This window comes from Streptomyces sp. NPDC058796, from assembly GCF_042745235.1.
Taxonomy (GTDB): Bacteria; Actinomycetota; Actinomycetes; order Streptomycetales; family Streptomycetaceae; genus Streptomyces.
Genome location: NZ_JBHYOP010000002.1, coordinates 53545 through 65577 on the forward strand (window position 1 = coordinate 53545; position 12033 = coordinate 65577).

The window sequence follows — 12033 nt, forward strand, 5'->3', positions numbered from 1 at the left end:
GTGATGGCGACCCATACCGAGCCGGTGGCTCCCGTCCCCGTGGCCGAGCGACGTGGCCGGGGCCACGTCGTGGTCACCTGGCTGACCACGACCGACCACAAGAAGATCGGCCACCTCTACCTGATCACGTCGTTCGCGTTCTTCCTGATCGGGGGAGCGCTGGCCATGGTGGTGCGGGCGGAGCTGGCGCGGCCCGGTCTCCAGATCGTGTCGGCGGAGCAGTACAACCAGTCCTTCACCATGCACGGCACGATCATGCTGCTGCTGTTCGCCACTCCGACGTTCGCCGGGTTCGCCAACGCGATCATGCCGTTGCAGATCGGGTCCCCGGACGTCGCGTTCCCGAGGCTGAACATGCTGTCGTACTGGCTGTTCGCCTTCGGTGGCCTGATCGTGCTCGGCAGTTTCCTCACCCCGCAGGGTGCCGCCGACTTCGGCTGGACCGCCTATCCACCGCTCAGCGGCGGTGAGCGCACCCCGTACACCGGCGGTGACCTGTGGATCATGGGGCTGGCGCTCTCCGGGTTCGGCACCATCCTCGGCGCGGTCAACTTCATCACCACCATCATCTGTATGCGGGCGCCCGGCGTGACCATGTTCCGCATGCCGATCTTCACGTGGAACGTGCTGCTGACCTCGGTGCTCGTCCTGCTGGCCTTCCCCGTGCTGGCCGCCGCCCTGCTGGTGCTGGAGGCGGACCGCCAGTTCGGTGCGCACGTCTTCGACCCGGAGAACGGCGGGGCGATCCTGTGGCAGCACCTCTTCTGGTTCTTCGGCCACCCCGAGGTCTACATCCTCGCCCTGCCCTTCTTCGGGGTGATCACCGAGATCATCCCCGTCTTCTCGCGGAAGCCGATCTTCGGCTACATGGGGCTGGTCGGTGCCACCATCGCCATCACCGGCCTGTCGGTGACGGTGTGGGCGCACCACATGTTCGCCACCGGTGCCGTGCTGCTGCCGTTCTTCTCGTTCATGAGCTTCCTCATCGCCGTGCCCACCGGGGTGAAGTTCTTCAACTGGATCGGCACCATGTGGCGGGGCTCGCTGTCCTTCGAACCGCCGATGCTCTGGGCGGCCGGCTTCCTGGTCACGTTCCTGTTCGGCGGACTGACGGGCGTCCTGCTGGCCTCCCCGCCGATCGACTTCCACGTCACCGACAGCTACTTCGTCGTGGCGCACTTCCACTACGTACTCTTCGGCACGATCGTGTTCGCGATGTTCGCGGGGTTCAGCTTCTGGTGGCCGAAGATGACGGGCACCATGCTCGACACGCGGCTGGAGAAGGTGCACTTCTGGACGCTGTTCGTCGGCTTCCACACCACGTTCCTGGTCCAGCACTGGCTCGGCGCCGAGGGCATGCCCCGCCGCTACGCCGACTACCTGGCCGCCGACGGCTTCACCGCCCTCAACACCATCTCCTCCATCGGAGCCTTCCTCCTGGGCCTGTCCACGCTGCCCTTCCTCTACAACGTCTGGAAGACCGCCCAGCACGGCAAGCGGATCGAGGTCGACGACCCCTGGGGCTACGGACGCTCGCTGGAATGGGCGACCTCCTGCCCCCCGCCCCGCCACAACTTCGTCACCCTGCCCCGCGTCCGCTCCGAGTCCCCTGCCTTCGACCTGCACCACCCCGCGCTCGCCGGCCTCGACCAGGCGGAGAACACCGGGCAACGCGACGTGTTCGACACGAGCGGCCACAAGGGCGACCGGAGATGACGGACCGGCACCTCCACGGTCCGGCCCCCGGTGTCGCCTCGGGCATCGCGGCGGAGGCGGAAGGCTTCCTCCTGGCCCGGGAACACCGGCAAGACGCACACCGGGAGGCGCAGGCGCTCTGCGGCGCCCTCCCCTGGCTGACCACCGCGCAGGCGGAGGAGCTCACCCGGCACTACGTCGCCCACCGTCTCCGCCTTTCCCGCGAGATGTTCGAGACGACCCTGCGCCGTGCCGACGAGCTGGGCCGGGAGTACGAGGCCCGGTACCTGCGGCTGCGACGCGACCTGCTCAGACGCCACGGTGTCTGGGCGTCGTGCCTGCTGGTCTGCGCGGCCGCCGTCAGCGGTGCGCTGTGCACGGTGGCCCGCTGAGCGGACCGGGACGGCCCACCTCCATCTGAGGCCGGGAAGCGGCTGACCGGCACCAGATCCTGGAGAACGCCACCGGCGTCGGCGCCCCGCCCCAGACCTGGGCCCCGCCGCGAACTCGCCGTCGAACCTGCTGCACAAGACGGTGTACGCCTTCGTCACCGTCACCGTCACCGGCAGCGGCACGCCGCGACGCGCTCCGGCCGCCGGTCCGACGTGGTCACTCGCCGGTCGTCTTGGCCACCAGCGCGCTGTACGTCAGTTGCAGGGCGTCCGCGCCGGCCAGCGCGGTGAGCGTGCCCATGGCGGTGCGGGTGGCGCGCGGCCAGAGCAACTGTCCGGCGGTGAGGGTCGAGGCCACCCAGACGCTCATGCAGAACGGGCACGTCAGTAGCTCACCGACCGTGTCCTTGGCGCCCTCGGGCCGCGCCTCCTCATGCAGCTCGGCCGGACCCTGCGGCCCCTGGAACGTGGTGAAGGGAGCCCTCAGTGGACTGGTCACCGACGCCTTGCTCAGCAGCCGGCTCAGCCGGAACGTCGCCACCGCCGTCAAAGTCACATCCCAGGGCTCGGGCCGGTCCGGCAGCGGACGACCGCGCATCCTGACCACCGCCGCCCACCCCGCCGTGTAGACGCCGAAAGCCGTCATGGCCGCCGCGTAGCCGCGCAGCGGGCGGTCCTCTCCCGCCGAGTAGGTGCGTTCGGTGCGGCGCAGTCGTCGCCTCAGCCGCTTCACGACACCGCCATCAGTTGGCGTGCTCATGACCTTTGTCCTCCCCCGTCCGCTCCGGTGCCCCGGCCGCTCGGTCCTCGCCCGCGCTCTCCGTGCCGTCCTCACGGCGCAGCCTGATCTCCACGTGTCCGCCGACGACGCGGGTGTCGAAGGCGGGCTGGGGCGCGGTGGCGGGGCCGCGGACGTTCCAGCCGTCCGAGAGCCGGAAGACACTGCCGTGCCAGGGACATTCGACACACCCGTCGGCGACCGTGCCCTCGGACAGCGGGCCCGCCAGATGACTGCACCGCTCGGCCAGTGCGTGGAAAGTGCCGCCGGTCTCACGCACCACCAGGACCGGCACGTCGTCCACGGCGCGCCGCACGGGCCGGCCGGCGGGGAACTCGTCCACCGTGCCGATCCGGTGCCAGCCTTCGGTGACGACGTGCGGTACTTCCTCGGCGTGGTTGGCGCCGGAAGCCTGCCGGTAGGCGAGGTGACCGCCGAGCATGCCTCCCAGGCCGACCGCCGTCAGCCCGAGGAAGCCGTACGCGCGGCCCGCTCCGGCCCTTCCGGTGAGGCGGCACAGGAGTGAGGCGCCGTACAGTCCCACGGCCGCCGTGTTGGCCACGGCGTGCACCAGCCCCACCCGTGTCTGCTGCCGGTGCAGCTCGGCCCAGTCGACCGCGCCCGCCAACGCGGCCGGACCGGCCGTCGCCAGCCCGACGCCCACGAGGAGGCCGGCCTCCCTGTTACGGCCGGGCAGCAGGTCGAGGACGGCGGCGGACATCCAGCTGCCGATCGGCACCTGGACCATCAAGGGGTGCACAGGATGACCGAGCCACCTGCCGTGCAACGCGTCTCGAGCCCGGCCCAGCGGGAGCGCTCGCACACTCCCGGTGAGCTTGTCGATCGCCGCGTCAGCCCTGGGATCACGCTCCAGGGCGTCGAGCAGCCACAGCATCCGATTCTGACCCGTACGGCGACGACCTGGCTTTTTGCTCATGGGCGGAGGGTCCCCCTGAGGGCAGGGGACAAACGGCGGCCGGGCCAGGACGTCGGCTCCGCCTCCTGGCCGCCCGGGTGGGTGTCCCGGCCGGCCAGGAGGACGCGGAGTCAGCCCTTGCCCATGGCCTGGCGCACGGCGTCCTTGGTGCGGTCCATCAGAGCGGCGACCGGCCCGAGGGCCATGTTCTTCGCCCCCGACTCGACGCCCGGGTGGGGCCGGGTCGGTGCCATGGCCTCGGCGGCCTTGATCGCCTTGGCCATCGCGGCCAGGTTGGTGACGTCGGTGCTGCGGCGGATGTGGGTGAACTCGTAGCGTTCCTCGGCCCGCGCGTGCGCCTGGACGTCCTTGCGCAGCTTGAGCAGCTGGGGCATGAACTTCGGGTCGTCGGTGTCCAGCTCGTCGAGCGCGGACAAGGTCTCCTTGGCCGCCTTTTCCTCGGCGAGACGGTCCTTCACCACCTGCTCGCCGCCGGGGAAGCCCTTGCGCGCGAAGGGGTGGACGACCTCTTCCTCGGCGGTCTCGTGCACGGCCAGCAGGCGCACCAGGCGGCGGAAGGCGTCCCGGCGTTCCTCGCCCGTGGCGGCTTCGACCTCGTCGAAGAGGTTGCGGATGTCGCCGTGCTGGCGCATCAGCAGGGAGACGACGTCGTCGTCCTTGGCCATGTCGTCGCCGGCGTGCGGGGTCTTCAGCTCGGACATCCCGGCCTCCCTACTTCTCGCGCTGCGTGGGGTCGGGGTGCTCGCCCTCGGTCTGGACGCGGTACTCGCGGCCGAACATGTCCTGGTGCTCGTGGATCACCCGGTCGCTGGGCGGTGCCTCGCCGCCGTGGATCTGCTCCTGCATCTGCTCGAACCGCTCGTGCGCCTCACGCACGTAGCCCGCACCCAGCGTGGTCAGGTCCATCTGGGTGTCGAGCAGTTCGCGCAGGTAGCCCTTGTTCGGCTCGAAGGTGAGCACGTTGGGCAGCTCGGGCGCGAGTACGGAGGCGGGGTCGCGGCCGTCGTGGCGGCGCATCAGGTCGCAGGCGGCGTGCAGGTGCTCCAGCTCCATGTTCAGGTGCAGCTCCCAGATCGCCTTCACCTTGGGGTCGCTCTCCTGCTCCATGAAGGAGTGGTAGAGGTAGCACTCGTTGTACTCGTGGTTGACCAGCTGCTCCCACCAGGTCTCACCCGGGTCCACCAGGGACTCGTAGTGGGTGACGTGCTCCTCCTCGATCAGCCCGATCTCCTGGTAGAGCTGACGGGCGATCGGCTCCATGTAGGTGGGGCCGGTGTTCATGTAGAAGTTCATGGTCTGCTGCTCCGCCGACATGATCGTCAGCGCGTGCAGCTTCGACAGCGGGTCGGTCTGGTCCTTGGCGTACGGGTCGCGGACGTTGTCGACCGGATCGCGGTGGTGGAACCGGGTGGGCCGGCCGGGCATGACCTCGGTCAGGTTGTCGACGATCGACTCCGCCTTGCGGTGCTCGATCATCTCGTACAGGTTCGCGTACCGGTACAGGTGGTCGAAGTCCTCCAGCACGCCGAACTGGTACGCCTGCTTCAGGTACGGGTCCGGCTCCATGCGGGCCACCCACGCCGTCAGGTCCACCGCGACCTGCTCGTACGCGATCGTCGTCTCCAGCACCGAGGAGACACCCGGGAGCAGCCAGTTCACCACCTTCTGCTGCTGCGCCTCGATGTAGCGCACCCGTGCCAGCTGCCGCTTGATCTCCGGGTCCACCGTGTGGCGGGCGAGCTGGTGGCTGAACAGGATCGCCTCCACCTCGATCCCGTTCATCGTGATGATCCGGCAGCGGGTGTACGGGTCGCAGTGGTCCGGATCGATCGGGTCCACGTTCAGCTCACGCCAGCTGCGCAGCTGGCGGTCCAGCGGGATACCCCGCTGCTCCAACGGATTGAACGTCATGGGCCGTGCCTCCTGATGACGAGGGGGATCCGCGCGCCGCCGGAGTACCCCGTTTCAGGCGACGAGCACAGACGTGGTCCTCAGTCTGTTCACGACGGGCGACTTCCAGCCACCGCACACACCCGCAGGGCCACGTGGTCCCCCTGGTGGGCCAACCGAGCGGGCGGATGCCGTGCTCATCGGCGAGCATGTCCTCGCCTCGCCGGACCGCACGGCGGCCGGCGACAGGCGACGGCGCCCCCCGCCACCCGGGGCACATCACCGCCGCCCCCGGCAGAACCAATGTGCCCTGGCCGCCTGACTTCCCCTCCCCGGCACGCAAAAGGGCGAGGCCCGAAGACCCCGCCCGACTCCTACGAAACCCCAGCTCAGGGCCACACCAAGCAGTACGGCTGATGCCCCGCCTCATGCAGCCGGTGGCTGAAGTCCTGCCACTCGTGCAGCAACTGGTACACGTTGAACGCGTCCCGAGGCCCGCCCCGGTCCGGGACCGTCGACCAGATGAAGGCCGCCGCGCCGACCGCCTCCTCGCCGATGCCGCGCAGGGGGTCGACGACGGTCATCGGGAGTTTCACGACGGCGTAGTCGGGGTGCAGGACGACCAGTTCCAGCGGGGGCACTCTGTGCAAGGGCACGCCCTCGATGCCGGTGAGGACCATGGCGGCCATGGTCTCCGGCTTGATCTTGGTGAACATGCCGTTCATCCCGAGCTCGTCGCCGCCGAGTTCCTCGGGGCGCATCGAGATCGGGACGCGGGCCGCGGTCGCGCCGTCGGGCGCGCCGAAGTACTTGTAGGTCACCCCCACCCGACCACCATTCCTGCTCCCCGCCCCAAGCCGGTCGGCCTGCCCGTCGAGCCGGTCCGGCTCGCCCGGGGTGCCGTGCGCCTGACGTGCTTCGGTCGATTCCGCCGCCTCGCGTCGGTGCCTTCCCCGCCGGGCACGTCGAGGACCCAGGTCGTCGGTCCCCTCGCCCAGTCCGCCACCGCGATGCATATCTCCACCCGACTGCTTTTCTAGGACGCGTGGCCCCAGCCGCGCAACCCGATCATCGTGTCAGTGACCTCCCCCACGGCCGCTCGCCGAAACGTGCGGTCGGACATATGCCCGTCGTATGTCCGTCGCACATCCCTCACACGTCCGCGGGACGAACGGCGGCCTCACTCCGCGCCGCCCGTATGAGCTGCGTGGACGGTCTCCAGTCTGGCAGACGGCACGGCGGTCGGGCGGGTTGTCTACCCTGAACGAGGTCACCCTGGGCAACCGGAGGCCGCACGGGAGCCGAGCAAGGTCCGAGCAGGGTCCGGGCAGGGTCCGAGAAGTCGGAGAAGGTCGAGAAGGTCGGAGAAGTCGCAGGTCATGAGCGAACTGGCATACCCATACGAAGCACCGGCCTCGCAGGCTCTGTTCGACCGCGCGGCGGCCGTCACGCCCGGCGGCGTGAACTCCCCGGTGCGGGCCTTCGGCGCCGTCGGCGGCACGCCCCGGTTCATGGTGTCCGGTAACGGCCCGTATCTGACGGACGCCGACGGGCGTGAGTACGTCGACCTCGTCTGCTCCTGGGGACCGATGATCCTCGGGCACGCCCACCCCGAGGTGGTGGCCGCCGTGCAGGAGGCGGTCACGCGCGGTACGTCCTTCGGCACGCCCGCAGAGGGGGAGGTCGCCCTCGCCGAGGCGATGGTGGAGCGGGTCGCGCCGCTGGAGGAGGTCCGGCTCGTGTCGAGCGGGACCGAGGCCACCATGTCGGCCATCCGGCTCGCCCGCGGCTTCACGCGGCGCACCAAGGTGATCAAGTTCGCCGGGTGTTACCACGGCCACGTCGACTCGCTGCTCGCCGCCGCCGGCTCCGGCGTCGCCACCTTCGCGCTGCCCGACACCCCGGGCGTCACGGGCGCCCAGGCGAGCGACACGATCGTGCTGCCGTACAACGACCTCGACGCCGTGCACGCCGCCTTCGCCGCCCACCCCGGCGAGATCGCCTGCGTGATCACCGAGGCCTCGCCCGGCAACATGGGCGTCGTACCGCCGCTGCCGGGGTTCAACCAGGGGCTCAAGGACGCGTGCGCCGCCAACGGCGCGCTGTTCGTCTCCGACGAGGTCATGACCGGGTTCCGGACCAGCCGTGCCGGGTGGTACGGGGTGGAGGGCGTCGTTCCCGACCTCATGACCTTCGGGAAGGTCATGGGGGGCGGGTTCCCCGCCGCCGCGTTCGGCGGGCGCGCGGACGTCATGGCGCACCTCGCCCCGGCCGGGCCCGTCTACCAGGCCGGCACCCTCTCCGGGAACCCCGTCGCCACCGCCGCCGGTCTCGCCCAGCTGCGGCTCCTCGACGAGGCGGCGTACGACAGGATCAACGCCACCTCCCTCCGGATCCAGGCCCTCGTCACCGAGGCGCTCGGCAAGGAGGGTGTCGCGCACACCCTCCAGAGGGCCTCCAACATGTTCTCCGTGTTCTTCACCGACGGTCCGGTGCGGAACTACGAGGACGCCAAGGCGCAGGAGTCCTTCCGCTTCACCGCCTTCTTCCACTCGCTCCTCTCCGACGGCGTCTACCTGCCGCCGTCGTCCTTCGAGTCCTGGTTCGTGTCCACCGCCCACGACGAGCGGGCCGTCCAGCGCATCGCCGACGCCCTCCCGGCGGCGGCCCGCGCGGCTGCGGAGGCGACGGCGTGAGCCACGACACCGACCAGGAGCTGACCGTCGTCCACGTCATGCGGCACGGCGAGGTGGAGAACCCCACCGGCGTCCTCTACGGCCGCCTGCCCGGCTACCACCTCTCCGACCTGGGCCGGCGCATGGCCGACCGGGTCGCCGAGCACCTCGCCCCCCGCGACGTGACCTACGTCGTGGCCTCCCCGCTGGAGCGGGCGCAGGAGACGGCGACGCCGATCGCCAAGGCGCACGGGCTCGACCTCGCCACCGACGCGCGGCTCATCGAGGCCGACAACGTCTTCCAGGGCAAGACCTTCGGCATCGGTGACGGCGCCCTGCGCCGCCCCGGCAACTGGCGGCACGTGGTCAACCCGTTCAAGCCGTCCTGGGGCGAGCCGTACGTCGACCAGGTGGTGCGGATGATGGGCGCGCTGGACGCGGCCAAGGAGCGGGCGCGCGGGCACGAGGCAGTGGTCGTCAGCCACCAGCTGCCGATCTGGATCCTGCGCTCGTACGTCGAGCGGCGGCGGCTGTGGCACGACCCGCGCAAGCGGCAGTGCACGCTGGCGTCCCTGACGACGTTCACGTACCGGGGCGACCGCATCGTCTCCGTCGGCTACACCGAGCCCGCCCGCGACCTCGTCCCCGCCCACCTCCTCGCCGGCGCCAAGCCGGTCAAGGGGCAGCAGGGCAAGGCGTACGGGGCCTGACCCCCCGGGGAGCCCGAGGGGCCCCTGCGGCCGATACGGCCGGCCCCGCGGTACGGGACACCCCGTCACGCAATCCGCACAAATTTCCGGAACCCGCACGTTCGTCACGTCCTCTCACCCAGTGACCACCAGAGGACGTGACGAACGAGGTTGCGATGCGCACTTCCACCCGCACTCTCACCCGCAGGGGGATGCTCGGACTCAGCGCGGGCGCCGCGGCGGCCGTCGGGCTCGCGGGCTGCGGTACCGGCTCCCACCCGTCGGCGGACGGCTCGCACCGGGCCGGCGGTTCCGGGAAACCCTCGCCTTCCGGCAGCGAGAAGGCCCCCGCCAAGACCATCGGGGACGGCTCGACGTCGTACACCGGCAAGCAGCCCCACCAGCCGGACGCGCCCGTGCCGCTGGAGCCGGGGCAGACGCCGCCGCAGTTCGTCGTCTTCTCCTGGGACGGGGCGGGGGAGGTCGGCAACGGGCTCTTCCCGCGCTTCCTCGACCTCGCCCGGGAGCACGGCGCGCACATGACCTTCTTCCTCTCCGGGCTGTACCTGCTGCCCGAGTCGAAGAAGCGCCTCTACGACCCGCCGAACAACCCGCGCGGCGCCTCGGACATCGGTTACCTCACCGACGCCCACATCAAGGACACCCTCGCCAGCGTGCGCCGGGCCTGGCTGGACGGCCACGAGATCGGCACCCACTTCAACGGGCACTTCTGCGCCGGCGGCGGCAGCGTCGGCAACTGGACGCCGGCGCAGTGGCGCAGCGAGATCGACCAGGCGAAGTCCTTCGTGAAGGAGTGGAAGACCAACAGCGGCTGGACCGACCTCCCGGCCCTGCCCTTCGACTACGACAAGGAACTGGTCGGCGGCCGCACGCCCTGCCTCCTCGGCCAGGACAACCTGCTGCCCACCGCCCGCGAGCTGGGCTGGCGCTACGACGCCTCCTCGCCCGGCGGCCGTCAGGTGTGGCCGGCGAAGAAGGACGGGATCTGGGACCTGCCGCTGCAGCAGATACCTTTCCCCGGGCACTCCTTCGAGGTGCTCTCGATGGACTACAACATCCTCGCCAACCAGTCCGTCAACTCCACCAAGGCGCCCGCCCACAACTACCCCGGCTGGCGCGAACAGGCCACCAACGCCTACATATCTGGCTTCAAGCGGGCATACGAGACGAATCGGGCGCCGTTCTTCATCGGCAACCACTTCGAGGAGTGGAACGGCGGCATCTACATGGACGCCGTCGAGAACGTCCTCAAGCACATCGCCCGGGAGAAGGAGAAGGGCGAGGACATACGGCTGGTCTCCTTCCGCCAGTTCACCGACTGGCTGGACGTGCAGAAGCCCGAGGTGCTCGCGGGGCTCCGTACCGTCGAGGTGGGGCAGCGTCCGGCCGGCGGCTGGAACGCCTTGTTCAAGGAGGCCGGAACAGGTACCTCGACACCCTCGGGAAACACCGCCTGAAATGCGGGTTTCCGCCCGTGAGGGGGGTGCGCAAGATCCCCGGAACGGACATGCGAAACTTTTCACATGAGTGCCGCCAGCCGCGCCCCCCTGCGCTCGAACCGCTCGAACCGCACCACCGTCCGCGTCCGCCGTCGCGCCGCCCTCGCCGCCACGGCGGCGGTCTCGGCGCTGCTGGTGACCGCGTGCGGCTCCGGCGGCACCTCGGGCGGCGGCGGCCAGACCGGCTTCGTCACCGGCTCCGACGGCATCTCCACCGTCAAGAAGGGCGAGCGGGCCGACGCCCCCGACCTGTCCGGTGAGACGGTCGACGGCGGGCAGGCCGACATCGACGACTACAAGGGCAAGGTCGTCGTCCTCAACGTCTGGGGCTCCTGGTGCCCGCCCTGCCGGGCCGAGGCCAAGAACTTCGAGACGGTCTACCAGGACGTCAAGGACCAGGGCGTCCAGTTCCTCGGCATCAACACCCGCGACACCTCCGTCGGCCCGGCGCGGGCCTTCGAGGAGGAGTTCGGGGTCAGCTACCCGAGCCTGTACGACCCGGCCGGCAAGCTCCTGCTCCGCTTCGAGAAGGGCACCCTCAACCCGCAGGCCATCCCCTCGACGCTGATCGTCGACCGGGAGGGCAAGGTCGCCGCGCGCACCCTCCAGGCGCTCAGCGAGGAGAAGCTCCGCAAGATGCTGGAGCCGTACCTGAAGGACACCTCCGGCGGGTCGGGGAAGTGACGTGAGCGCTCTGTCCACGCTCGCCGTGGCGGGCAGCAACGGCACGGTGCTCAACGGCGCCCTGCTGGTGGCCCTGCCCATCGCGCTGCTCGGCGGCCTCGTCTCCTTCTTCTCGCCCTGCGTCCTGCCGCTCGTCCCCGGCTACCTCTCCTACGTGACCGGCGTCACCGGCACCGACCTCCAAGAGGCCCGGCGCGGGCGGATGGTCGCCGGCGCCTCACTCTTCGTCCTCGGTTTCACCGCCGTCTTCGTCTCCAGCGGCGCGCTGTTCGGCTACTTCGGTGAGACGCTCCAGGACAACCGGAGCATCCTGAACAAGGTGCTCGGCGTCTTCATGATCCTCATGGGCGTCTTCTTCATGGGCCTGATGCCCTGGCTCACCCAGCGCGAGTTCCGCTTCCACCGCAAGCCCGTCAGCGGCCTGATCGGTGCCCCCGTCCTCGGCGCCCTGTTCGGCATCGGCTGGACGCCCTGCATCGGCCCGACCCTCTCCTCGGTGCTGATCCTCTCCTCCCAGCAGGGCACGGCGGGCCGCGGCGCGATACTGACCGTCGCCTACTGCCTGGGCCTCGGCCTGCCCTTCGTGCTCGCCGCGATCGCCTTCCGCAAGGCGCTCGGCGCCTTCGGCTGGATCAAGCGCCACTATGTGTGGGTGCTGCGGATCGGCGGCGGCATGATGATCGCGACCGGCCTGCTGCTGCTGACCGGCGCCTGGGACAGCATCGTGCAGGACATGCAGACCTGGTCCAACGGCTTCACTGTAGGGATCTGAA

At 70.2% G+C, this 12033-nt stretch carries 12 protein-coding genes; 7 read left to right on the forward strand and 5 right to left on the reverse strand.

Features of this window, described 5'->3' with window-relative positions:
• Nucleotides 1-3 precede the first annotated feature (3 nt).
• The gene (gene ctaD, locus ACFW47_RS05420) at nucleotides 4-1716 is read left to right on the forward strand and encodes a cytochrome c oxidase subunit I (RefSeq protein WP_386282006.1); all 1713 of its coding nucleotides are present in this window, start codon (nucleotides 4-6) and stop codon (nucleotides 1714-1716) included.
• Complete coding sequence (locus ACFW47_RS05425) at nucleotides 1713-2087, forward strand: hypothetical protein (protein ID WP_386282004.1); 375 nt, start codon at nucleotides 1713-1715, stop codon at nucleotides 2085-2087. The genes ctaD and ACFW47_RS05425 overlap by 4 nt, the downstream gene beginning before the upstream one ends.
• 217 nt (nucleotides 2088-2304) lie before the next feature.
• Here the strand turns inward: ACFW47_RS05425 and ACFW47_RS05430 are convergent, their stop codons facing one another.
• From ACFW47_RS05430 to ACFW47_RS05450, 5 genes are all read right to left on the reverse strand, one after another.
• Complete coding sequence (locus tag ACFW47_RS05430; protein WP_386282002.1) at nucleotides 2305-2847, reverse strand: DUF1360 domain-containing protein; 543 nt, start codon at nucleotides 2845-2847, stop codon at nucleotides 2305-2307.
• Nucleotides 2831-3802 carry a Rieske 2Fe-2S domain-containing protein gene (locus ACFW47_RS05435; RefSeq protein WP_386281999.1) on the reverse strand — a complete coding sequence of 324 codons (972 nt, stop codon included), beginning with the start codon at nucleotides 3800-3802 and terminating at the stop codon, nucleotides 2831-2833. Before ACFW47_RS05435 ends, ACFW47_RS05430 begins: the two co-directional genes overlap by 17 nt.
• Before the next feature lie 110 nt (nucleotides 3803-3912).
• Nucleotides 3913-4503, reverse strand: a complete 591-nt coding sequence (locus ACFW47_RS05440; RefSeq protein WP_386281996.1) for a hemerythrin domain-containing protein — start codon at nucleotides 4501-4503, stop codon at nucleotides 3913-3915.
• A gap of 10 nt (nucleotides 4504-4513) precedes the next feature.
• Nucleotides 4514-5713: a hypothetical protein gene (locus ACFW47_RS05445; protein ID WP_386281993.1), complete on the reverse strand. Its 1200-nt coding sequence runs from the start codon at nucleotides 5711-5713 to the stop codon at nucleotides 4514-4516.
• A 368-nt stretch (nucleotides 5714-6081) separates the two neighbouring features.
• Nucleotides 6082-6708, reverse strand: coding sequence for a hypothetical protein (locus ACFW47_RS05450; protein ID WP_386281938.1), 627 nt, complete (start codon nucleotides 6706-6708; stop codon nucleotides 6082-6084).
• A 363-nt stretch (nucleotides 6709-7071) separates the two neighbouring features.
• On the opposite strand from ACFW47_RS05450, the gene hemL reads away from it, so the two are divergent.
• The 5 genes from hemL to ACFW47_RS05475 all read left to right on the forward strand — a co-directional run bounded on the left by hemL (nucleotide 7072) and on the right by ACFW47_RS05475 (nucleotide 12032).
• Nucleotides 7072-8388 carry a glutamate-1-semialdehyde 2,1-aminomutase gene (gene hemL / locus ACFW47_RS05455; protein WP_386281936.1) on the forward strand — a complete coding sequence of 439 codons (1317 nt, stop codon included), beginning with the start codon at nucleotides 7072-7074 and terminating at the stop codon, nucleotides 8386-8388.
• Nucleotides 8389-8426: 38 nt separating this feature from the next.
• A complete protein-coding gene (locus ACFW47_RS05460; protein WP_386282153.1) occupies nucleotides 8427-9077 on the forward strand; it encodes a histidine phosphatase family protein in 651 nt (216 codons plus the stop codon).
• 155 nt (nucleotides 9078-9232) lie between these two features.
• Nucleotides 9233-10534 carry a hypothetical protein gene (locus ACFW47_RS05465; RefSeq protein WP_386281933.1) on the forward strand — a complete coding sequence of 434 codons (1302 nt, stop codon included), beginning with the start codon at nucleotides 9233-9235 and terminating at the stop codon, nucleotides 10532-10534.
• A 66-nt stretch (nucleotides 10535-10600) separates the two neighbouring features.
• Nucleotides 10601-11260: a TlpA family protein disulfide reductase gene (locus ACFW47_RS05470; RefSeq protein ID WP_386281931.1), complete on the forward strand. Its 660-nt coding sequence runs from the start codon at nucleotides 10601-10603 to the stop codon at nucleotides 11258-11260.
• Nucleotide 11261: 1 nt separating this feature from the next.
• Nucleotides 11262-12032, forward strand: a complete 771-nt coding sequence (locus ACFW47_RS05475; RefSeq protein WP_386304887.1) for a cytochrome c biogenesis CcdA family protein — start codon at nucleotides 11262-11264, stop codon at nucleotides 12030-12032.
• Nucleotide 12033 lies beyond the last annotated feature (1 nt).

What these genes read in the sequence shown, in the direction of transcription:
- hemL (WP_386281936.1), top strand. Translation starts at nt 7,072, where the DNA reads ATGAGCGAACTGGCATACCCATACGAAGCACCGGCCTCGCAGGCTCTG.
- ACFW47_RS05450 (WP_386281938.1), bottom strand. Translation starts at nt 6,708, where the DNA reads ATGCATCGCGGTGGCGGACTGGGCGAGGGGACCGACGACCTGGGTCCT.
- ACFW47_RS05470 (WP_386281931.1), top strand. Translation starts at nt 10,601, where the DNA reads ATGAGTGCCGCCAGCCGCGCCCCCCTGCGCTCGAACCGCTCGAACCGC.
- ctaD (WP_386282006.1), top strand. Translation starts at nt 4, where the DNA reads ATGGCGACCCATACCGAGCCGGTGGCTCCCGTCCCCGTGGCCGAGCGA.
- ACFW47_RS05435 (WP_386281999.1), bottom strand. Translation starts at nt 3,802, where the DNA reads ATGAGCAAAAAGCCAGGTCGTCGCCGTACGGGTCAGAATCGGATGCTG.
- ACFW47_RS05440 (WP_386281996.1), bottom strand. Translation starts at nt 4,503, where the DNA reads ATGTCCGAGCTGAAGACCCCGCACGCCGGCGACGACATGGCCAAGGAC.
- ACFW47_RS05430 (WP_386282002.1), bottom strand. Translation starts at nt 2,847, where the DNA reads ATGAGCACGCCAACTGATGGCGGTGTCGTGAAGCGGCTGAGGCGACGA.
- ACFW47_RS05465 (WP_386281933.1), top strand. Translation starts at nt 9,233, where the DNA reads ATGCGCACTTCCACCCGCACTCTCACCCGCAGGGGGATGCTCGGACTC.
- ACFW47_RS05445 (WP_386281993.1), bottom strand. Translation starts at nt 5,713, where the DNA reads ATGACGTTCAATCCGTTGGAGCAGCGGGGTATCCCGCTGGACCGCCAG.
- ACFW47_RS05425 (WP_386282004.1), top strand. Translation starts at nt 1,713, where the DNA reads ATGACGGACCGGCACCTCCACGGTCCGGCCCCCGGTGTCGCCTCGGGC.
- ACFW47_RS05460 (WP_386282153.1), top strand. Translation starts at nt 8,427, where the DNA reads ATGCGGCACGGCGAGGTGGAGAACCCCACCGGCGTCCTCTACGGCCGC.